The organism is Halobacillus sp. A1-3 (genome assembly GCF_050971765.1).
GTDB lineage: Bacteria > Bacillota > Bacilli > Bacillales > Halobacillaceae > Halobacillus > Halobacillus mangrovi_B.
The window spans coordinates 1-21,277 of record NZ_JBPCEO010000012.1; the positions used below are offsets into that span (position 1 = coordinate 1).

Sequence of the window (21,277 nt, forward strand, 5' to 3'; positions counted from 1 at the left end):
TAGGAGGCTCACCATTTCCCCTCTCACCTTGCTATTTTTTGGCGGAACGGAAACCCATGCAAAAGTAGAAACCGCCCTTTTAATTCTGGAGATTCACTTTGAAAGTATCCTGTCGGAATAGGATTGTAATGGATTTCAAGATGCTTATATTACAGAATTTCAATTAGCCTCACTCTAAAATCTAAAACCAGGTGGGTTTGAGAGGTTAATGACAGCAGGGATGGATGGAAAATGACGAGACTCCCGTGGGAGAAGGACCTAGGCGAGACCCCACAGAGAGCGTAGCGAACGAGGAGGCTTGGCAGTTCCCCCACAGGAAAGCGAGTTATTTTCCATCCATCCCTAACACTATTGCATATACAAACCCACGATATCTCGGAATCGAATCTTCCAGAATACTGCTAAATTGTTGAATAACCTTAAGCTGATCATAAAAAAACGAATGATAAACCAACATAAATACTTCTTCCTCTCATGGTTATCTAGAAAGCGGACAAAATACAATAGAGGAGGTGACGAGCTTGAAGAAAGATGAAAGAAAACGCGCACCAGAAGGCAAAGATCGATATGAGCTGGATGTCGATCGTATGATCAACGAAGGGATGGCAGGAGGTACTGTCCTCCCCGTCTATGGAAGAGAGCAAATCGGCGAAGTTCATGAAATACCCGAGCAGGAGCAACTCGAAAACCGCTCAGATCGATAATTCCGATTTCTAATTCCTTAAGCCCTCCTCAAAAAAAAGACGATGATGCAAAAAAGCATCATCGTCTCCTTATTAACGGCTCTTCACAATCATCTGGACTGCTTCGTTAATCAGCTCCTCTGCTGATTCACCCTCTTCATGTGCATCACGAATGCACGTTTCCAGGTTTTTGGCTACTATATATCCGATTGCTCTATCCATAGCCGTTCGTGCGGCGGACAGTTGAGTGATAACATCCTTACAATTTTTCTCTTCTTCCATCATTTTTAAAACGCCTCTAACTTGACCCTCTATTCGTTTCAGGCGGTTTTTGGTTTCCTGCCCATAATAACTCTGTTGTTTCACTTGATCCATGATTTAACGCACCCCTTTTGTATGTTTAACGACGCTGTTTCCACTACTAGGAAGAGGCTAGCTTGCAGAAACCTCATTATGTAATACATAATAGTAAATATATCGTTAAAAAGGAAGATAGCAATGACAATAATTAATCAATTACAATCTATTTACCCTTCGTTGATCTTATCAAAACCTGATGACGTTGACCATCCTTTTGATTATGAGTGGTTTCAAACCCCAGAGTTAGACACAATAGGAATTAATAAAGAAGAGTTCTCAAATCGGGATTCGCAGCTGTTATCTCTTTTTTTAACTCCTTATTCTATACACCTTCCTTCTGAAAATGAACGCGAAAAATCGTGGATGGATCTTCTTCGAGGCAAAAGTTCAAAGCTTAGTGTTAAATTACCCCTGGACTATCGTTTTGTCTTTTTTTCCATCTCTGAAGAACCAGCCAATAAGGATACCTTTCAAGAAGCTTTCCAATCCTTATTCCCACGGAAGATGCCACTGTTTTGGGAAACGGACCGGTCTGGTTTTATTATTGAAGAGATTATGACAGAAGATCAGGATATTATTTCTTTTAACGAGATTATTGATGTCCTGATGAGTGATTTCTATACAAAAATACGTTTTTACATAAGTGAATTTTCTCGAAAAGTACCCGAAGCACCTGATATATTTTCATGGGCATCACATTGCCATTCTGTTGCTGACCGTTACCGAGTTTCTTCTGTGGCTACTTACAAGGATACTTTGCCCTACCTTTATATCGACGCTCTGCCTCCCTCCCACTGGAAGCATCTCTATCGCTCTATATTCAAGGAGGTACAAGATGATGAAGACCTCTTACATACGATTAAAGTCTTCTTAGAAACAGGTGCGAACGCTTCATTAACTGCCAAGCAGCTTTACATGCACAGAAACAGCCTGCAGTACCGGGTAGATAAATTTATTGAGAAAACCGGCATTGATGTGAAGCAGTTCGCCTTTGCAGTACCCACTTACTTAGCCCTGCTCATGTTAGATTATGAATAAACGGCTGCTGCCACCTCTTTATAAGAGGTGGCTTTCTTAATTCATTAGGAGATTGTTCCCTAACAGCTGCTCATTGTTCCTTAACAGTTGGCGATTGATCCCTTTCTTCGCACCATTTGTTCCATAACTCCTTTTTTCTGCATGAAATGACAAAGTGCACAAAAGCGCTTTCACATCTTTGTGCACTTTGTCCATTTACCAATATCCCCAACTTCGATACACTGAATTCACAGAAAAGAAAACGATTTCAAAATACATAGGAGGTTTTCCTAATGGCAGAAATTCAAATGAAGAGCATTGATAAAGTTTATGATAAAAAGGTGAAAGCTGTAGATGATTTTAACCTTCACATTAAAGATAAAGAGTTTATCGTCTTTGTAGGTCCATCCGGCTGTGGTAAGTCAACCACACTTCGTATGATTGCTGGTCTTGAAGAAATCACAAATGGTGATTTCATGATTGATGACAAGCGTATGAACGATGTTGCACCAAAAGATCGTGATATTGCGATGGTATTCCAGAACTACGCGCTTTACCCGCACATGAATGTGTACGACAACATGGCTTTTGGTCTTAAACTGCGTAAAATGGATAAAGCTGAGATCGATCGCCGAGTGAAAAACGCTGCCAACATCCTTGGACTTGAAGCATTACTGGATCGTAAGCCAAAAGCATTATCAGGTGGTCAGCGCCAGCGTGTTGCTCTTGGACGTGCGATCGTACGTGATGCAAAAGTGTTCTTGATGGATGAGCCGCTTTCAAACTTGGATGCTAAACTTCGTGTACAAATGCGTGCGGAGATCCAAAAACTTCACCAGCGTTTGCAGACGACTACCATTTATGTAACCCACGACCAGACGGAAGCGATGACAATGGCGACTCGACTTGTAGTCATGAAAGATGGACTTATTCAGCAAGTCGGCGCACCAAAAGAAGTTTACGACAAGCCTGAAAACGTCTTTGTTGGAGGATTTATCGGCTCTCCTGCTATGAATTTCCTTCACGGAACACTTGGAGAAGGACACATTGAGGTTGGGAACGTAAAAATTGCTGTGCCTGAAGGTAAAATGAAGCCATTGAGAGAACAAAGCTACATTGGTAAAGAAGTTATCCTAGGTGTACGTCCGGAAGATATGCATGATGAACCTGTTTTCATTGATGCCAACCAGGATAAGAAAATCAAGGCGCATATAGAAGTAGCCGAACTTATGGGCTCAGAATCCTATTTGTACTCTCGACTGGAGGACCAGGAGTTCATCGCACGTGTCGATTCCCGTTCTGATATTAAAGGCGGAGAAGAAATTGAGCTTGCCATTGATATGAACAAAGTTCACTTCTTTGATAAAGATACTGAAGATAGAATCCGTTAATCCCCCTATATAAAAAAGCGCAGCGTTCACGCTGCGCTTTTTTATGTCGCTTGAATGTCATTAAGACCACATTCTTCACAAATAAAAAGGTGGACACATTCTCCAGTGAATGAGGAATCCATATCACCATCGACAAGGTCTGTATATTTTAAATCCAGATAAGGACTATAATCGTCAAGATAGTCCGTGATCCTGCCTTGGTCACGCATCGTTCCTTCACACCTTGGGCAAGTCCGCTCACTTTCTGCCCACCCATTACATATGCCACATTCTTCATGCATAAAACACACGCTCTTTTCCAAATAAATAAGGAGAAAGGGCGCACCCTTTCTCCTCCTTCAAATTATTTAGCGTTGTTGTTGTTGTCCACCGAACTGCTGTTCAGCCATTTGTACAAGACGCTTAGTGATTTCTCCACCTACAGAACCGTTAGCACGGGAAGTAGTGTCAGCACCAAGTTGTACACCGAATTCTTGAGCGATTTCGTATTTCATTTGGTCTAGAGCTTGTTGTACACCAGGTACAACCAACTCGTTTGAACTGTTGTTGTTAGCCATGTGTCTCACCTCCTGTCTTGTAATCGTAGTATGACTCCAACATGACATTTTTATGTCAAAAATTTTTATGGTAATTATTGGAGTATAATATTGAGGTGAATACATGGCTAACCTGTTTATTTGGCGTTAGGTTTGGTCATTTCTTCTGGCTTCACATATTCTTCAAATTGTTCTTCTGTCAGTATACCCATTTCTACAGCCGTTTCCTTCAACGTTTGGTCTTTTTCAAACGCTGTCTTAGCAATCTTCGCAGCATTTTCATAACCAATATGCGGATTGAGTGCAGTGACAAGCATTAGGGAATCACGCAAATATTTTTCAATTTGTTCATGATTCGGTTCAAGTCCGCGGACACAACGCTCTTCAAACGAAACCATACTGTCTGCTAAAAGTTGAGCGGATTGAAGGAAATTGTAAGCGATCACTGGTTTGAAAACGTTAAGCTCAAAATTTCCTTGGCTTGCGGCAAAACCAATTGTCGCGTCGTTCCCCATGACTTGGGCTGCTACCATTGTTACGGCTTCACTTTGAGTCGGATTCACTTTTCCAGGCATAATGGAACTTCCAGGCTCATTTGCCGGAATCGTAATTTCTCCAATTCCACAACGCGGACCGCTCGCTAACCAGCGGACATCATTGGCAATCTTCATAACGTCTGCCGCTAAAGCTTTCAAAGCACCGTGAATATGGACAAGCTCATCATGAGATGTAAGAGCGTGGAACTTATTAGGTGCAGAAATAAAATTCTTTCCTGTTACTTCGTTGATTTTGGCAACAACTTGTTCTGAGAAATCCTCATGCGCATTCAAGCCTGTTCCAACAGCTGTTCCACCAATGGCCAGCTCTTTAGCATATCGAACGCTTTCAGTCAGCATGCTTTCCGTTTTTTCAAGCATACGATGCCATCCGCTGATTTCTTGTCCAAGCGTCAATGGAGTAGCATCCTGCAAGTGAGTACGACCGATTTTTACGATTTCGTTAAACGCTTCCATTTTTTCTTTTAAGGTATCTTTCAATTGAGTCAGTGCCGGCATGACCACATCCTCAATTTTCCGAACAGAGGCAATATGCATCGCTGTCGGATAAGTATCGTTTGAGCTTTGAGATTTATTGACATCGTCATTCGGGTGAAGCCGAGTCTCACTGCTCTTTTCCTTAAGCCACTCATTTCCAACATAAGCAATGACTTCGTTTACGTTCATGTTGGATTGGGTTCCACTGCCAGTCTGCCATACGACAAGTGGAAAATGCTCTTCTAATTCGCCTGAAACGATTTGATCCGCTGCATAATCTATAGCATCAGCTTTTTCCTCTTCTAACAATCCAAGTTCGAAGTTTGCTCTTGCTGCACTCTTTTTCAAAATCGCAAAGCCTTCTATAACTTCTTTCGGCATTTTTTCGTCGCCGATCGGGAAGTTTTGTTTACTTCTTTGCGTTTGCGCTCCCCAATATTTTTCACTTGGTACTTTTATTTCGCCAATCGTATCTTTTTCAATGCGGTAATCCATAATAATCCTCCCTTATAATGATGTGCACGTTTATTGTATCAAGAATCTTTTGAACAATCATCTACACCTTTCAGCGAAATTAGACATTTTTTATTATCTGACTATTTACACTTTTCAGATTTTATTGTATAGTAAAAACAATAATAAGAAAGGAGGCAAAAACGAAACTACATATCTTCAAGGGAAGGAGGATATCGTAGCCAACAGCTTTTTGTTTTTGCTTGATCTTTCAGGGTAAATAAGGTGGTATAAGGAAAGAGCCTCTGACGAGAGGCTCTTTTTGTTATGAAACATTGATATAATAAAAAGAAAATGAGGTGGTTCTTTTGCCAAATATTTGGACTCACATTTTATTTGCAGATACTGTGTGCGAACAGATTGACCGGAAAGATTTACTGGATACTTCCTCTTCCCCTCTTCATGTAGGTGCTCAAGGACCTGATCCGTTCTTTTATCATAACTTCTGGCCGTTTCTTCCAGATGATCAGGTAGAAGAGGTTGGTATGAAGCTGCATACTGAACAGTGCGGCCCTTTCTTATTGGATATGATTGAGCGGGGAGCTTTTCTTAAAAACCCTATCCAAGCTTTCATCCTTGGATTCGTCAGCCATCACATTCTTGATCGAACTACTCACCCTTATATTCATTACCATGCAGGATATAAGGAAAACAAGCACCAGGAACTAGAGGTTATTATCGATACATTGGTGCTCAATAAATACAAAGGCATTCGAACTTGGAAGACCCCTGTTCATAAGGAAATTACTATGGGGCATTGGAAAAAGCCGATGACAGAGTTATTAGAGAGTCTTATTGATACTCACTATCCAGGACTAAGGGATCGCTATCCAAACGACTTTGTCGAAAAATCCTACAGCCATATTCGTATAGCTCAGAGAGTCCTTTATGATCCATGGGGATGGAAAAATAAACGCTTCGGTTCTCTCGTTGGTCCTTTTTCCCATCAACCAGTTGAAAAAGAATTAGATTACCTAAATGAGCAAAGAATTTCATGGCACCATCCAGCTACCAATGAAGAGAAGGTCGATTCCTTTTTAGACCTCTATGAAGTGGCCATAACGGAAGGAAAGCAAGCATTCATTGACATATTATCCTATTGGAATGATCCTCAGCAGTTAAAATGGGAGAAAATCAAGTCCATCATTGGTAATGTATCCTATGACACCGGTAAACCATTAGAAGAAAACCACACGAATCAATATAGTAAGCCAATCGTGTAGAGGCTTGGACAAAAGTGTTTCAGTTAATCTAACGTCCGAATGATGGTAAAATTCTTATGACAAGATTTGATCATCCAGATTTGCATTAGTGCAACAAGTCCACTCTGCCATACTTTTGGCATTGTCTTGCAAGGTGGATGTATGGCTACTCACACAGAATTACGAATGGATCGTTACTTCATGTTTGGAATCCGTATGGTCTTTTGCTTCTTGGATGCCTTTTTCTACATCTACCATCTTGAGAAGAATCATTCCGCCAAGAAAGAATACAATCAAAGATAGAATGCCAAGCCGGCTTGATCCTGTGATTTGTCCAACTAAAGCAAAAGCGAAGGGCCCAAATATGGCTGCGAACTTGGAGGATATACCATAAAAGCCGAAAAACTCTCCATGTCTGTCTCCCGGAACCATTTTCCCGAATATTGAACGGCTTAATGATTGGGCTCCTCCTTGTACAAAGCCTACGCAAATAGCAAGAATATAAAAGTGGAGAGCAGAAGACATAAAATACCCTAACCCAACAATTATCAGATAGATAAATAAAGCTAGCATCAATGCTCGTTTTGCGGTAATCTTTTCGGCCAGCCAGCCGAATAAGAATGCAAAAGGAATGCCTACAAATTGCGTAATTAAGAGTGCCGTAATGAGGGCCGTACTATCGATTCCAATGTCTCTTCCATAAATGGTCGCCATCTTAATAATTGTTGAGATTCCATCGTTAAACAACCAGAAAGCAAATAGAAATAGTAACAGCTGCTTAAATTGATTTAGTTCTTTAAGAGTTCTCCCAATCCTTTTGAATCCAATAGAAGCATAGGATTGCGTCCGTTTCGTTTTGAGCTTTTTTTCTTCTACAACGTTTTTAAAAAGGGGAATACTAAATACTAGCCACCACACGCCGACTGAGATAAATGCAAGGTGTGTACCGGCTAAAGCATTTGGGAGACCAAACCATTGGTATTTCATGATCATCAACAGGTTTATTGCTAACAGCACGCCTCCACCTATATATCCAAAGGCAAACCCCCAGGCTGAAACCTTATCCATTGTATCTTCCTCTGCTACTTCTGGAAGAAAAGCGTCGTAAAATACATTACTTCCAGAAAACCCTATCGTCCCCACAATGAGAAGAATAGAGGCAAATATATAGTCTCCCTCTCCGACAAAGGCAAGTAGAACACTCGCAATCATCCCCATAAAAGCGAAGAACATTAAAAACTTCTTTTTAGCTGCCGAATAATCACCGATCGCACCTAAGATCGGAGCGAGCACCGCTACGATTAATACTGCGATTGACTGGGAATATCCCCAGTAGCTGGTAGCAAGTGAATCTTGAACTCCTTTGGCCGCAACATCATAATAGAACACAGGCAGTACTGCTGCCATGATCGTTGTTGCGAAAGCAGAGTTGCCAAAGTCATAAAGCATCCAACTCCATACAGGTTTCTTTTTCATCAGCTTCCCCCATTTGAAATAGGTTTACATTTAGCTTAGCAAATAACACACGTCAATCGATGCCATTAAACAAAATATTTACAATAATTTTGAGGTGAGAACATGAAACTAGCTGTTTTTGGTGCAACTGGACGGGTCGGCAGTCAAGTCGTCAAACTCGCGTTAGAGGAAGGATGGGAAGTTGTGGCCCTTGTCCGAGATGAAGAAAAGGCCAAGCATATGATCAAGGGAGCCTCAAGAATAGTTGGTGATGTCACGAATCCTGCAGACGTTAAAAAAACCCTAATAGGCTGCCACATGGTTTTCAGTGGGCTTTCAACAGATAAAACCGACACTCTCTCAAAAGCCATTCCTTCTATGATCAAAGCGATGAAAAAAGAAGAAATCTTAAGGATCGTCACCATCGGTACAGCTGGAATATTAAACAGCCGATATGAAAAGGGGAAATATCGTTTTCAAACCTCTGAATCCAAGCGCAAAAAGACCTTTGCAGCTGAAGAACATGTTAAAGTATATGAACATTTCTCCCGATCTAATCTCGATTGGACCATTGTTTGTCCAACGTATCTTCCAGATGGTGAAGAACAAGGAAATATACGTTATGAAATTGACTACCTCCCGATTGATGGTAAAAAAATCACAGTGGATGATACAGCTAAGTTTACTTTTGAGTGCTTGAGAAATTTTCGATTCAGCCAAAAACGAGTCGGCATTTGCTATTAAAAAATCCCCTTCAACTCGCATGTTGAAGGGGGTTTGTTTATTCACCCGCTGGCTGAAAACCGAAGAATTCTTCTAAAGTTAATGATTGATTATGAATTTCAGAAGATATGTCTTTCCCCACGTACCTTAAATGCCACGGTTCGTAAGTGTACCCTGTAATGGCATCTTTACCTTTCGGATAACGAATAATGAATCCATACTCATGAGCATGATTAGCCAGCCATTCACCCTCTTCTGTCTGTCTGAAAGACTGGTCAAGTTGAAAGGACATTTTAGCAGAGGTTACATCCATAGCCAAGCCAGTTTGGTGCTCACTTGTACCTGGTTTCGCTGAAAAGGTATTTGCCTTTTTCTCTCCATGTTCTTCTACGTAGCCTTGAAAAATTCTTTTTTGCCTTTCATAAGAGCGATAGCCAGATGCAGCAACTAGCTCCACTTCCGCTTTTTTAGCTCCTGCAAACAATTGCTCTAATTGCTTGGCTGCCTCTTTACGCATTTGTTTTTTTGGTAAGTCTTCATCAAAATAAAAAGGAACATCAGGAACTGTAAGATCTGGCGGAATATATCCATCTGGCAGCTTTCGCTGTTTATTTACCACCACTTGTACATTTTGCGGGTCAGCGACTACTGTTAGCCCATCCTGTGTTTTCTCTTCCATATTTGCATTCGATTGCTCTTGGGATTCATTGGAATTATTTTGTTGATGATCACTGTCTGAATTCTCTGATTCAGGCTCATCGGGGTTAAATGTCGGTTCTGCCTTTTCTTCTACCTCCTTTTTACTTGTGGAGGAAGATTCAGAAGCGTTCGGCCCTTCTTGATCAGCCCCTAAAGAACAGGCGCTAAGACTCAAGCTCAACACTGCCACCATTACCATATACTTTTTCATTCTTATTACCTTCCTAGTCTATGATGATACATTCACTATAACATTTATAGAAATAACCTGTATATGTAATTCAGGACTTACATCACCGTTCCCCTATTAATAAAAAGATGAAGCCCATCTATTTCTACTTTAGTAACAAAAAAAAGCCACTGAACAAACAGTGGCTTTACCTTATAAGTTATTCCCAAGTATAGGGTTGATACTGTAAACTTAAGCGTTCAAATGCTTCACGGTCATTGTTATCGATTGCCTCGTTGATTTCTTCATCGAGACGATCTTTATTGAACTCAAAACTCAATTGATCCAAAAACAGACGTGAAGCTAACTGAATACCAAAGGACAATTCTCTTTTTGCGGTAATCTCTCTACCTTTATATTCGGGGTCGCGGCGGATAACATAGACCATCTTTTGCTTTCTCATGAGAATACCCCCTTCATGCTTTTTTCCATTATGCAGGATTTTAATGTATTTCGCAATAAGTTTTCTGAATATTTAGTATTATAATTCCCATTTTTCTATTTTTTAAACCTCCGAAGTCTATTTTGATAGGGTTTGAGAGATTTAAAAAATAGAAAAATTTACAAAATAAAAAATTCCTCCTTCTTTAAAGGAGGAATTTTATTAGAGTCTTACATTTTATTGGGCAAATCTAGAAGCTACATCTAATGTACGGTTTACTTGGTGTGTTACAGCGCCTTTCGCTGCTTGTTCATCGTCCTTGATGTTCGCTTCTCCGTCTACACTTACACTTGTACCGTAAGGGTTTCCACCAGCGGCAAACAAGGATTCATCTGTGTAGCCAGGAGCTGCGATAATTGCACCCCAGTGGAACATTGTCGTGTAAAGGTTAAGAAGAGTAGCTTCTTGACCTCCATGCGGGTTTTGTGCAGAAGTCATGGCACTTACGACTTTATTAATGAGCTTCCCTTGGAACCACAAGCCGCCTGTCATATCTAAGAATTGTTTCATTTGAGCAGGTACATTTCCGAATCGTGTTGGAGAACTAAAGATGATAGCATCCGCCCAATCCAAATCATCCACTTTTGCTTCAGGTACGGCATCCTTAGTCTCTAAGTAATGTTCTTTCCAGGCAGGGTTCTGTTCGATAGCTTCCATTGGCGCTGTTTCTGGAACACGTACGAGCTTCACTTCAGCACCCGCTGATTCTGCAGCTTCTTGTGCCCATTGAGCCATTTTGTAATTCGTTCCTGTAGAACTGTAATAAACAATTGCTAATTTGACGTTTGCCACGAAGATCTCTCCTTCTTTCATTTATTCTCCTCAGTATTGTTACCGAAGATAAAGAATAGGATTCACAAAAAGTATATACCCAATAACCAGAAAACTCAAACTAAAGATTCTCTAATTCGAGATATTTAATGAAACCTTTACATTTTGTCAAGATTACTTGAATAAGGGCAAAGATCCTAACCATACTCAAGCTATCTGTATAAGGAAAGCTTTTTTTCTCTAGACTCAACAGGATATCCTTTGATAAGCTATATCAAGCTTTTATAAGAAAACTCGGAGGTTCGTCACATGAGTGAATATGAAAATTTAAAGATGGGTGAAAAAGGGGCTTGGGTTAGTATCGTCGCCTACTTAGCATTAGCCGCTACGAAACTGATCATTGCTCACTACGGCCACTCTGAAGCCCTTAGAGCTGATGGGTTGAACAATACAACCGACGTTATCGCCTCTATTGCCGTACTAGTAGGACTAAAAATCTCCAGAAAACCGCCTGACGAAGATCACCATTATGGCCATTTTCGTGCGGAAACGATCGCCTCTCTCGTTGCTGCCTTCATTATGATGACTGTAGGAATTGAAGTCATTATCGGCACTGTACAAGACATCATCAACCAGCGTGCCAATGAACCCTCCATACTGACAGCCTGGACAGCTTTAGCTGCCGCGCTAATTATGTTTGCGGTTTACCGGTATAATTTAAGACTATCAAAGAGAGTAAATAGTAATGCTCTTTATGCTGCAGCCCAGGATAACCGTTCGGATGCTTTAGTCAGTATAGGTGCTGCGATTGGTATTTTCGGAGCTCAATTCGGTGTGTTTTGGTTAGATCCCTTAGCCGGTCTGATTGTAGGGTTAATCATTTGTAAAACGGCTTGGGATATTTTTAAAGATGCCACACATAGTTTGACAGATGGTTTTGATGAAGAGGAAATAGAAAGCATCCGCGAGACTATTGCTGCTCATTCTGATGTATGGGCAGTTGTTGATGTAAAAGGACGCCTGCAAGGAAATCAAACTTTGGTAGAAGCGACGATTCATGTGAATCCTGATATTACAATTCAACAAGGGCATGACATCACGGATGAAGTAGAGGATCTTTTGGAAAAGGAACACGGAATTTCGTACGCACACATCCATATCGAGCCATACGAAAGCGGAGAATCTTGAACCTCCTCCCCTGCCAAAGCCTAGTTATTCTGAAAACTCAATTTCTAGATTCTATTGGGTCCGTTTATGAAAAGGGATTGGGCTGGCGAGGAAATGACAGTAGATCTATCAAAAGGTACTTCAGCGTATCTTCATTATGAAAAGAAAGTAAAGGTGTCGCTCATTTCTCCCTTCCAGCGCGTTTTCGTTCTTCCAATTTATCGTAAGGAGGTTCGGGAAATGGCGAGACTCCTGTGGGAATAGAGTGCATGGTGAGATCCCGCAAGGCGAAGCCTGAGGAAGCTCACCGGACTCCCACGGAAAGCGAACCTTTTCCCGGACCACCTTACTCTGTCCACGGCAAGGGAAACCTCCCAACGTAGAAACAACGGTGATTGAACATGAGAAAAGGGAAGCGATGAGCTAAAGTCTCACCGTTTCCCTTTTTGTTGAAAACAAATCATGAAGTTGTCTGAGTTAATTGATCAATATTTTTCCATCCGTAAGCCGTTTCCTCATAGGTCCCCTGACCAATTGTCACTTTTTCTGCTTCGACAGGATCTGCTCCCATTCTTGTGTAGAACTGACTTGTAGGATTGTTTGTAAGAACCCAAACAAGAAGAGATTGGTACCCAGCTTCTTTCATCTTTTTGGCGAAGGATTCAAGGAGCCTTCTTCCGTAGCCTTTCCCTTGAAATTCGTCAAGCAGGTAAATGGCATACACTTCTCCATCATAATCATAACTTTTTGTACGTTCTTTTCCACCTGAAACAAAACCGACAACTTCGTTTTCATCATTCTCAATGACTAATGCAATTTGTCCGTTTACTGGCTTTCTTAATACGGTTTCCCATAGAGCCATCCGATTTTCCAGAGTAATATTCCCCAAATCTCTCTCATCAATCAAATCTTTGTATGTAGACTTCCAACTGCATAAATGAATATTCGCAATGGTTTCTGCATCTTCAAAGCGTGCTTCTCTGACTTCAGGCATAGCTCCTCTTCCCTTCTGTAGCATTCTTCTATAGTTATTTTAACAGAAAAGATGGCACCCCGCTTGTGGCACCATCTATTTATTCTAACATTGAAAACTTGAAATCAGACTTGTGTCTAATCCTGTATAAACCCATTGTCTCCGTCTACGCTGCCAACGATAACCTGCTACTGAGGTTCTTCCTATAAACGTAGGGTAGAACCAGAATGACCGTCCATTCTCTAGTCTCACCCATGTATATCTGTACAAACACCCAAATAGAGAGCCAGGATCAACGGCATAAACGCTTGCACCCTGTGATTGAGGCGGCACTAATGGTGGCGGAGGCAGCTGACCTCCTTGAGGTCCTCCAAATGGAGGCGGTCCTACTGGGGGTCCTCCCAGTCCAGGGCCTGGTCCAGGACCCGGCCCCTGCCCTGGACCTCCACCGAAGAACCCGCCTAATCCTTGGCCTGGGCCTCCACCAAATCCTCCTCCTGGCCCTTGACCAGGTCCACCAAAGTACTGGCCAAAAGGAAAGCCTTGTTGTCGATGCATAACGATCAATTCCTTTCTCGGAAGTATCCCTATACGATATGCACCCAATAGGCAGGTGTGCTTACAAAGTAAGAAGAAGGACGGAAAGGATTGCTCCTATAACAACAAAAATTATATGAATGTTAAGCCATGCTAATAATATGGCAACAAGCCCGGCAATTACCCCAACTTGTGGTGCTTCCGGCTTTACTGACATAATTCCTGGAAAAATCAACGCTCCTAGTGCCGCATACGGAATTGCATTCAACCATCGATCGACCCACGGTGGAAAATGAATAAGATCTACAATGAAGGCAGGTAAAAAACGAGGCACAGCTGTCACAATAGCCATTCCGATAATCATCCAAATCATCATTCTTCTTCCTCCTCACCTTTTAAAATCCATATGCCGCTAAATCCGCCGGCAACTGTACCGATAACAATCGCCCAGCCTTGGTTCATTCCAAATGACTGACATACGTAATTAATTACCATCGCTGCAATCGCAATGAGTGCGATCCGGTAATGCTTCCTCACAGAGGGTACGAGCAGTCCGATAAACATCGAATATAAGGCTACACCCATACTCTCACTCAAACGGGCCGGCATGATGTCACCGAGTACCCCCCCAGCAAAAGAACCTCCCACCCAGGACACATAGGCTGTTAAAATAAGGGCTGTATAAAAGTAAGCACCATAATCCTCTTTGTCCTCTTTTCTGTAGAGTGCAGATACGGTGAACGTTTCATCGGTAAGTCCAAGTGTGAGGGGAAGTTTCGCGCGTAAAGCAATATGTTTTAATCGGTTGACAAAAGATAGACTCATAACAAAATGACGGAAATTCAACACAAAGGTGGCAATGATGATTTCAACCATCCCAGTTCCTGCAGCAACCATTCCAACTGCGAGAAACTGTGCAGCACCGGCAAAAACGAGCACGCTCATTAGCGTCAATTCAACAGTAGTCATTCCAGATTGATTAGCTAAAACTCCGTAAGTCAATGCAATTGGCAAATAACCCAGCATGATAGGAAGACCTGCCATTACTCCTCGTTTAACCATATGTAAACGACCTTCAGAATTCGTTTGGTTCATCACATGTGTCTGCACACGTCTCCCCTCCGTTTATAAAATTTACACTATTATACACAATTCAGGAGTGAAATGAGAAGTATTGAGATTTAGTATATAAGGATTGACAATTTACCACTCTTTCTCTTATTATAGAGTTACTTCAACACATAAAAGCGTTTAAGTGAAAAAGAATAGATGACCGTATCCTGAATACCGCAGTAAAAGGCTATCTGGCAGTATAAGAGACAGAGTGGATGGTGAAAACTCTGGCCGTAAGTCTTTGAATTACAGTATTCGTTTTATAGTGATACACCAATGAAGTGGGTAAATTTAATTACCAACAAGGGTGGTACCGCGGAGCTTAAGCTTCGTCCCTAGCTTTTAGGGGCGAAGCTTTATTTATGTAACAAGGAGGAACTATAATGCTGCATCTACAGCCCAAAAAACTACCTGGCGTTATCGAAGCAAGTCTTTTATTAGTTATTACGATCGGAATCATAAGCTATTTTATTATCGAAATCCAAAGTGTTCCACATGTTCCTATTTTATTAGGAATACTCCTCATGATTAGCTATGGTTTTTTCAAGAAAATGTCGTTCAAAGACTTACAATATGGAATGGTGCAAGGAGCTCAGACAGGTATGGGAGCTGTCCTCTTATTCTTCCTAATCGGAATCCTCATCTCCAGTTGGATGGCAAGTGGTACGATTCCTGTCTTGATGGATGCTGCCTTTTCATTAGCTGGTGGTCCCTGGTTCCTTGCGATTACATTTGCAGTTACTGCCATTGTAGGTGTTGCGCTAGGAAGTTCATTTACGACCGCAGCCACTGTTGGAGTAGCGTTCATAGGCGTTGCTCAATCGATGGATGTTTCTCTTGCGATGACCGCTGGAGCCATTGTATCTGGTGCTTTCTTCGGTGATAAGATGTCACCACTATCTGATACAACCAACTTAGCTTCCACTGTCGTTGATGTAGATTTGTTCGATCATATAAAAAACATGTCCTGGACCACTGTTCCCGCTTTTATCATTACATTTATTTTATTCATCTTCCTTTCTCCACAGCAGAGTGCAGAAAGTGAACAGTTAACTAATTTTCAAAACGGGCTGGCAGAAGCGGGTTTAATGCACTGGAGCTCCTGGATACCTTTACTCGTTCTTGTAGGTTTAACGGTAGCCAAAAAGCCTGCTTTCATATCTCTTGCTGCCAGCAGCATCCTCGCTACTCTAATCGCAGGGTTGAGAGGAATACTGGGATGGGGAGCTCTGTGGAGTACATGGTTTGAAGGATTTACTGCTGAGACAAGCAGCGATATTGTCAATGAGCTGCTTACACGAGGCGGTATGAACAGCATGCTCTTTACCGTATCTCTTGTTATTTTAGCACTAGCTCTTGGAGGCCTATTCTTCATTACAGGTGTTATCCCTGCTATACTTCAAAAAGTTCAGCACGGATTAAAATCCGTAAGGTCAGCAACATTATCTACGGCGTTCACAGCTATAGGAATTAATATTGCCATTGGTGAACAATACTTGTCCATTTTGCTTACAGGAGAGGCTTATCAGGATATTTATAAAAAAGCCAACTTAGCCAGGAAAAACCTATCCAGAACTCTAGAGGATGCTGGAACAGTCATCAATCCGCTTGTACCTTGGAGTGTATGTGGCGTCTTTCTTTCTGGAGTACTTGGTGTACCGGTCCTTGATTATTTGCCTTTCGCTTTCTTTTGTTTGTTAAGTCCGATCCTTACGATTCTGTTCGGTATTACTGGAAAAACTTTAACTCCAAATTCTACAGAACAAAACGAACCATTGAAAAAAGTAGTGAATTAACTATAGAAAGGGAGTCTCCTTCAGAGGACTCCCTTTTAATTTGATAATTGATTTCGCAACTCCCTGATACTTGACCACCCAAACGCCAATAATCGATAATGAATACCACTTATCTCCATCTTATCTTCCGCTATTTCCTCACCCCCAAGCCTTTTATAAAAATTTTTCGAATGGTTAGCCTCTAATACCCATACGAGCAAAGAGGTGTACCCTCTATCTTCCATCTCAGGTGCAAGATAAGATAAGAGAAGCTTCCCCAAACCACTTTTCTGAAAATTCTCTAGTAAGTATATCGCATAAAGTTCTCCATCGTACTTTTTAATTCTCCCTCTTTCCTCACCACCGCTGGCATAGCCGACGAGCCCCTCATCCACCTCTACTACATAAATGATTTCTTTCTTACCGCTGATTTTGTCTTTCCACTTTTCGACTCTTTTTTGAATAGTCATCTTTTCAAGAAAATCATCAGGGACAATTCCTTTGTATGTGCTTCTCCAAGCATTCACACTTACCTTGGCAATACCAAGGGCGTCATCTAGTCGAGCCTTACGTATGTGCATTTCAAATCCCCTCTCCTTTTCTGTATAGAACATTGATCTCCATCCAAACTATGAAAAAAGAAGGTGATCACCATGGATAAGTATGAGCATGAAGTTGATACAAATGAGCATTGGCATATGGGCCATGCAGAACCTGAACAAGTACTTGATGATATAGCTTTTTATAGAACGTTAATCGTTAATGTAGTTTTTATCGGAAAAGAAGGATCAAAAGACTGGGTACTCGTGGATTGTGGGATTGGTCATTATGCAAACCGAATTATTGAATCAGCATCCAAACGGTTTGGGGACCACCCTCCAAAGGCCATTATATTGACTCACGGTCACTTTGATCATGTAGGATCGGCCAAAAAATTGGCTGACCATTGGGATGTACCCATCTATATTCACCCGATGGAAATGGATTATGTAACAGGGAAAAGAGATTATCCTGTCGGTGATGCGACAGTTGGGGGCGGTTTATTCGCTCTAATGTCACCCTTTTTCCCCACAGACCCTGTAAACTTGAGTAAATATATACACCCTATTCCTCAGGATGGGAAGCTTCCTTTTCTAGAGGGGTGGAGAGTTATTCACACTCCTGGTCATACACCGGGTCACATATCCTTATTCAGAGACAAAGACCGGACATTAATTGCAGGAGATGCCATTATCACGGTCAAACAAGAATCAAGTATGGCTGTTTTTATCCAGCATCAACATGTCCATGGACCACCAGCCTATTTCACTCACAATTGGCAGGAAGCGGAGAAATCTGTAAAGAAATTAGCCTCTCTCAATCCAAAAGTTGCGTTAACAGGACATGGGATTCCAATGGAAGATGAATTACTAGCTCAACAGCTTAGCGATCTAGCAAATAACTTCAAGGAACTGGCTGTTCCTAAACATCAAAATAAGCTTCACTAAGATTAGAAGGCAGGCTTTACGCTTGCCTTCCTTTTTTGAGAACTGATTCAAGCTTCTTTAAACCATCCAGCAACCGGGGGCTAGGCCTGCAAAATAACGACTCCTCCAGTACATGAATACGGTTATTTTTAACAGCCTCCATTTCCATCCATCCTGGTCTTTTCTTTAGCAGGTCGGGATTCATCTTTTCTTCTTTCACTCCTACCCACACCATGCATATATGATCCGGGTTTCGCTTTCTAACATCATCCCAATCCGTCTGAACACTAGCTTCCGCTTCCGACTCAAATATATTGCTGGCCCCAGCAAGCTCACTGATTTCAGTCAGCCAATTAGACTTTCCAGGAGTAAAAATCGGCTTCGGCCACCACTCCCAATATAGAGAAGGCTTGTGGTCTATCCTTTGGGCCTTTTTACGGAAGCCCTCTATTTCTTTTAGGAATTCGTCCGCCTTTTTATTTCCTTCTTCTTCTATACCGATTGCTTCTGCGATTTTCCTAATATCATCAGCGATCTCATATAAATGGTTTGCGTTTAATATAATGTAAGGCAAGCCTGTCTCTTTCAAACCTTCAATATTTTTTTCCATCCCAGGTACAGAAAGACTGGCCAATACAAGATCCGGTTTCAGGTTTGCCACTTTTTCCATGTCTATCGATAAATCAGGCCCGAGTTTTGGCAATTGCTTCACTTGAACAGGATAATCAGAATAATTGTCGACACCAACCAACATGTCTGTTTGACCAAGGTAAGCTACAATTTCAGTGTTACTGGGACAAATCGACACGATCCTCACAAATCCACCCCTTTTTTCAGAATGATCAGATGTTTCAATTTCTTCCATTATAGCTTATATTTGAAGTAGGGAAAATGACGAAAGGGATGAGAGAAAATGACCACCATGCTGCTCGATACAACTAAAGGAATCGTTGAATTTACATATAAAGGAGTCGGCCCTACAGTCCTTCTGCTCAAAGGTGGGCATTCAACCCGGGATACCGATTTGTCTCACAGCAGTCTCATTTATGAAGGTTTTTCATTACTAACCGTTTCACGTCCCGGCTATGACTATACGGATGTTTCTACCGGGAAAACCCCGGAAGATTTCGCTGATACAATCGTTGAAATTCTTGATCATTTAGCGATTGAATCGGTCAGCGTCATTGCTATATCAGCAGCTGGACCAACCGCTCTCGCTCTGGCTACCCGCCATCCGGATAGAGTTTCGAAGATCATAATGGAAGCTGCCATGACAGCTCCATGGGAGGAGAATATGAAACAAAGGGCTAAGCTCCTCTTTGGACCCGCTGAGAGAATGGTGTGGGGCAGCCTGCGTAAAATGCTTAAACTATTTCCTGACCTTGTCATGAAACAGCTTCTCTCCGAAATGACGACAGAGAATGCAGAAGAATATCTCGAGAGTCTATCCCCAAATGACCGGCGATTCGTCTATGACATGCTGGCGACATCCCAATCTGGTAAGGGATTTTCTCTCGACCTGGATCACTCCGTTTCAGATATCAGTCATGTCCAGGCCCCTATTCTAGGTATGTATTCGCAAAAAGACAAAAGTGTCCAATACACGAATGCCTTATTGCTTAAGTCGTTAGCACCTCATTGCGAAATCTATGAAGTTAATGCAGATAGTCATTTGATATGGATTGGAAAAGGTGCTCGTGAAGTATGGGATAAACGCTTGGAATTTTTACATCAATAACAATCCGAGGAGGATCAGCATGGATGAATTAAAATGCAAACAGATGCTGGATAGATTTCTGACGTTTTATGATAAAGCCTCCCTTGAAAATGCAAGTCCTGAACGCCGTTTTGAATTATGGAAACACTATTATGGTTTTACTTTCGTCCCTCCTGGCTACAAGAAAGATCAACTTGCTCGTGAAATGCTGGATTATGCTTGGGATAAATATTCCCTCGTTTATGATAAAATCAAATACTTCGAACCCGACCCAATCAAATTAAGTGAAGTGTTGTCGAAAGTCAAACAGATGCTGCATGTGACAAAGCCGATCGATTTAACGGTTCTATATTTTGTTGGAACTTTTGAAACGGAGCCATTCATTCAACAGGAAAATGAACGTTACACGCTTTGTTTCCCTGTTGAAGTAGACTGGAGTGATTATAAGCTTGTACAGGAATTGACAAGGGTTGTTCACTGTGTCAAATCTGGTCTTGCACCAAGTCACACTAGAACCTTAGCTCAGCTCGTTTTCCAAGAAGGCATTGCTCTTCATACAACCCAGCAATTGAAGGCTTCGGAAGAGAACGCTGAAATTGAGCTTCTTTGGAAACATGAGAAGTGCAGCAAAGAACCGAACCGAATCATGATGAACCTCATCCCGCATTTGAAAAGGACCGATTATGAAGCCTTGTACTCCTTCACAAAAGGTACAGGGGCTTCCGGTTATGAAAAAGAAGCGAATTTTGCAGGCTGGATCTTAATGCAGCATTTATTGGATCAAGGGAATAGATTGAATGACTTAGCTGCGATCCCGAAAGAGAATGTCGATAAATTTGTCGAAAAATCTCTATATTTGCTGTTAAATAGAGCATACCTTACTCAACCTCAAGATTAGAAAACTTTTTTGGGCTTAGGGTATCTTTTGTTTTTTTCATCTGTTATACTATGGTTAATTATTGTTGTTCGTTGAGATTCAGAAAGATAAAGTGTTTTACAGCATGTCGTCTTGATTGAATTGAAGAGCAAGAATAGTAATACAATGTGGAATATCGTTTCCACGCAGGAGGTAATTGTACATGGTTGAAGGTACAGTAAAATGGTTTAACGCAGAAAAAGGATTTGGATTCATCGAAGTAGAAGGTCAAGACGACGTATTCGTTCACTTCTCCGCTATCCAAGAAGAAGGATTCAAATCTCTTGAAGAAGGTCAAGTTGTAACTTTCGAAATCGAAGAAGGACAACGCGGACCACAAGCTGCTAACGTTCAAAAATAAGAACTTAGCTTAAACCGAAGACAAGCCCCGATTTCAAGAAATTGAAATCGGGGCTTTCTTTGTTTCCTTAGCAGAATAGTTGAAGACTCGATTTTGAGATAATCTAGGTTCGTTTTCGTATATGAGTTAGGGATGGCTGGAAAATAACTCGCTTTCTTGCGGGGGGAATGGTGAGACTCCTGCGGGAATGGCTTGCC

General features: G+C 41.5%; 26 protein-coding genes. 11 read left to right on the forward strand and 15 right to left on the reverse strand.

Annotation, left to right across the window (positions count from 1 at the left end):
• The first annotated feature begins 512 nt into the window (after positions 1-512).
• Positions 513-704, forward strand: coding sequence for a hypothetical protein (locus ACRYKC_RS18240; protein WP_433808979.1), 192 nt, complete (start codon positions 513-515; stop codon positions 702-704).
• 72 nt (positions 705-776) lie between these two features.
• Here ACRYKC_RS18240 and ACRYKC_RS18245 read toward each other — a convergent pair whose 3' ends face one another.
• Complete coding sequence (locus ACRYKC_RS18245) at positions 777-1,058, reverse strand: metal-sensitive transcriptional regulator (RefSeq protein WP_085030586.1); 282 nt, start codon at positions 1,056-1,058, stop codon at positions 777-779.
• A 123-nt stretch (positions 1,059-1,181) separates the two neighbouring features.
• Here ACRYKC_RS18245 and ACRYKC_RS18250 point away from each other — a divergent pair, with 123 nt between their 5' ends.
• On the forward strand, positions 1,182-2,081 hold the full coding sequence (locus ACRYKC_RS18250; protein WP_433808981.1) for a PucR family transcriptional regulator: 900 nt from the start codon (positions 1,182-1,184) through the stop codon (positions 2,079-2,081).
• Positions 2,082-2,117: 36 nt separating this feature from the next.
• Here ACRYKC_RS18250 and ACRYKC_RS18255 read toward each other — a convergent pair whose 3' ends face one another.
• Positions 2,118-2,276 (reverse strand): hypothetical protein, encoded by a 159-nt coding sequence (locus ACRYKC_RS18255; protein ID WP_433808983.1) that lies wholly within the window; start codon positions 2,274-2,276, stop codon positions 2,118-2,120.
• Positions 2,277-2,353: 77 nt separating this feature from the next.
• Here ACRYKC_RS18255 and ACRYKC_RS18260 point away from each other — a divergent pair, with 77 nt between their 5' ends.
• The gene (locus ACRYKC_RS18260) at positions 2,354-3,451 is read left to right on the forward strand and encodes an ABC transporter ATP-binding protein (RefSeq protein ID WP_433808985.1); all 1,098 of its coding nucleotides are present in this window, start codon (positions 2,354-2,356) and stop codon (positions 3,449-3,451) included.
• Positions 3,452-3,492: 41 nt separating this feature from the next.
• On the opposite strand, the gene ACRYKC_RS18265 is transcribed toward ACRYKC_RS18260, so the two are convergent.
• The 3 genes from ACRYKC_RS18265 to fumC form a co-directional block, all read right to left on the reverse strand.
• Positions 3,493-3,732: a hypothetical protein gene (locus tag ACRYKC_RS18265; RefSeq protein ID WP_433808987.1), complete on the reverse strand. Its 240-nt coding sequence runs from the start codon at positions 3,730-3,732 to the stop codon at positions 3,493-3,495.
• A 66-nt stretch (positions 3,733-3,798) separates the two neighbouring features.
• The gene (locus ACRYKC_RS18270) at positions 3,799-4,008 is read right to left on the reverse strand and encodes an alpha/beta-type small acid-soluble spore protein (protein ID WP_433808989.1); all 210 of its coding nucleotides are present in this window, start codon (positions 4,006-4,008) and stop codon (positions 3,799-3,801) included.
• 116 nt (positions 4,009-4,124) lie between these two features.
• Positions 4,125-5,516: a class II fumarate hydratase gene (fumC, locus tag ACRYKC_RS18275; protein WP_433808991.1), complete on the reverse strand. Its 1,392-nt coding sequence runs from the start codon at positions 5,514-5,516 to the stop codon at positions 4,125-4,127.
• Between the two features lie 326 nt (positions 5,517-5,842).
• On the opposite strand from fumC, the gene ACRYKC_RS18280 reads away from it, so the two are divergent.
• The gene (locus tag ACRYKC_RS18280) at positions 5,843-6,757 is read left to right on the forward strand and encodes a zinc dependent phospholipase C family protein (protein ID WP_433808993.1); all 915 of its coding nucleotides are present in this window, start codon (positions 5,843-5,845) and stop codon (positions 6,755-6,757) included.
• Between the two features lie 159 nt (positions 6,758-6,916).
• Here ACRYKC_RS18280 and ACRYKC_RS18285 read toward each other — a convergent pair whose 3' ends face one another.
• On the reverse strand, positions 6,917-8,212 hold the full coding sequence (locus tag ACRYKC_RS18285; RefSeq protein ID WP_433808995.1) for an MFS transporter: 1,296 nt from the start codon (positions 8,210-8,212) through the stop codon (positions 6,917-6,919).
• A 102-nt stretch (positions 8,213-8,314) separates the two neighbouring features.
• Between ACRYKC_RS18285 and ACRYKC_RS18290 the strand changes: the two genes are divergently transcribed.
• Positions 8,315-8,935, forward strand: a complete 621-nt coding sequence (locus ACRYKC_RS18290; RefSeq protein ID WP_433808997.1) for an NAD(P)-dependent oxidoreductase — start codon at positions 8,315-8,317, stop codon at positions 8,933-8,935.
• Between the two features lie 37 nt (positions 8,936-8,972).
• Here the strand turns inward: ACRYKC_RS18290 and ACRYKC_RS18295 are convergent, their stop codons facing one another.
• From ACRYKC_RS18295 to wrbA, 3 genes are all read right to left on the reverse strand, one after another.
• Positions 8,973-9,824 (reverse strand): M15 family metallopeptidase, encoded by an 852-nt coding sequence (locus ACRYKC_RS18295; protein ID WP_433808999.1) that lies wholly within the window; start codon positions 9,822-9,824, stop codon positions 8,973-8,975.
• 178 nt (positions 9,825-10,002) lie between these two features.
• Complete coding sequence (locus tag ACRYKC_RS18300; RefSeq protein WP_433809001.1) at positions 10,003-10,245, reverse strand: IDEAL domain-containing protein; 243 nt, start codon at positions 10,243-10,245, stop codon at positions 10,003-10,005.
• Between the two features lie 216 nt (positions 10,246-10,461).
• Entirely contained in the window at positions 10,462-11,076 is a 615-nt protein-coding gene (gene wrbA, locus ACRYKC_RS18305) for an NAD(P)H:quinone oxidoreductase (RefSeq protein ID WP_433809003.1), read from the reverse strand.
• Between the two features lie 288 nt (positions 11,077-11,364).
• Between wrbA and ACRYKC_RS18310 the strand changes: the two genes are divergently transcribed.
• A complete protein-coding gene (locus ACRYKC_RS18310) occupies positions 11,365-12,243 on the forward strand; it encodes a cation diffusion facilitator family transporter (RefSeq protein ID WP_433809005.1) in 879 nt (292 codons plus the stop codon).
• A gap of 439 nt (positions 12,244-12,682) precedes the next feature.
• On the opposite strand, the gene ACRYKC_RS18315 is transcribed toward ACRYKC_RS18310, so the two are convergent.
• From ACRYKC_RS18315 to ACRYKC_RS18330, 4 genes are all read right to left on the reverse strand, one after another.
• A complete protein-coding gene (locus ACRYKC_RS18315) occupies positions 12,683-13,216 on the reverse strand; it encodes a GNAT family N-acetyltransferase (RefSeq protein ID WP_433809007.1) in 534 nt (177 codons plus the stop codon).
• An 84-nt stretch (positions 13,217-13,300) separates the two neighbouring features.
• The gene (locus tag ACRYKC_RS18320; protein WP_433809009.1) at positions 13,301-13,753 is read right to left on the reverse strand and encodes a hypothetical protein; all 453 of its coding nucleotides are present in this window, start codon (positions 13,751-13,753) and stop codon (positions 13,301-13,303) included.
• Between the two features lie 61 nt (positions 13,754-13,814).
• The gene (locus ACRYKC_RS18325; protein WP_433809011.1) at positions 13,815-14,108 is read right to left on the reverse strand and encodes an AzlD domain-containing protein; all 294 of its coding nucleotides are present in this window, start codon (positions 14,106-14,108) and stop codon (positions 13,815-13,817) included.
• Positions 14,105-14,827, reverse strand: coding sequence for an AzlC family ABC transporter permease (locus ACRYKC_RS18330; RefSeq protein WP_433809194.1), 723 nt, complete (start codon positions 14,825-14,827; stop codon positions 14,105-14,107). Before ACRYKC_RS18330 ends, ACRYKC_RS18325 begins: the two co-directional genes overlap by 4 nt.
• 401 nt (positions 14,828-15,228) lie before the next feature.
• On the opposite strand from ACRYKC_RS18330, the gene nhaC reads away from it, so the two are divergent.
• Complete coding sequence (gene nhaC / locus ACRYKC_RS18335; protein WP_433809013.1) at positions 15,229-16,641, forward strand: Na+/H+ antiporter NhaC; 1,413 nt, start codon at positions 15,229-15,231, stop codon at positions 16,639-16,641.
• 35 nt (positions 16,642-16,676) lie between these two features.
• Here nhaC and ACRYKC_RS18340 read toward each other — a convergent pair whose 3' ends face one another.
• Positions 16,677-17,201, reverse strand: a complete 525-nt coding sequence (locus ACRYKC_RS18340) for a GNAT family N-acetyltransferase (protein WP_433809015.1) — start codon at positions 17,199-17,201, stop codon at positions 16,677-16,679.
• Between the two features lie 72 nt (positions 17,202-17,273).
• Here ACRYKC_RS18340 and ACRYKC_RS18345 point away from each other — a divergent pair, with 72 nt between their 5' ends.
• Entirely contained in the window at positions 17,274-18,107 is an 834-nt protein-coding gene (locus ACRYKC_RS18345) for an MBL fold metallo-hydrolase (protein WP_433809017.1), read from the forward strand.
• Positions 18,108-18,123: 16 nt separating this feature from the next.
• Here the strand turns inward: ACRYKC_RS18345 and ACRYKC_RS18350 are convergent, their stop codons facing one another.
• Positions 18,124-18,903 (reverse strand): cobalamin-binding protein, encoded by a 780-nt coding sequence (locus ACRYKC_RS18350; protein ID WP_433809019.1) that lies wholly within the window; start codon positions 18,901-18,903, stop codon positions 18,124-18,126.
• 96 nt (positions 18,904-18,999) lie between these two features.
• Here ACRYKC_RS18350 and ACRYKC_RS18355 point away from each other — a divergent pair, with 96 nt between their 5' ends.
• From ACRYKC_RS18355 to ACRYKC_RS18365, 3 genes are all read left to right on the forward strand, one after another.
• Entirely contained in the window at positions 19,000-19,824 is an 825-nt protein-coding gene (locus tag ACRYKC_RS18355) for an alpha/beta hydrolase (protein WP_433809021.1), read from the forward strand.
• A gap of 19 nt (positions 19,825-19,843) precedes the next feature.
• Positions 19,844-20,701 carry a hypothetical protein gene (locus ACRYKC_RS18360; RefSeq protein ID WP_433809023.1) on the forward strand — a complete coding sequence of 286 codons (858 nt, stop codon included), beginning with the start codon at positions 19,844-19,846 and terminating at the stop codon, positions 20,699-20,701.
• Between the two features lie 181 nt (positions 20,702-20,882).
• The gene (locus tag ACRYKC_RS18365; RefSeq protein ID WP_035510016.1) at positions 20,883-21,080 is read left to right on the forward strand and encodes a cold-shock protein; all 198 of its coding nucleotides are present in this window, start codon (positions 20,883-20,885) and stop codon (positions 21,078-21,080) included.
• The last annotated feature ends 197 nt before the right edge of the window (positions 21,081-21,277 follow it).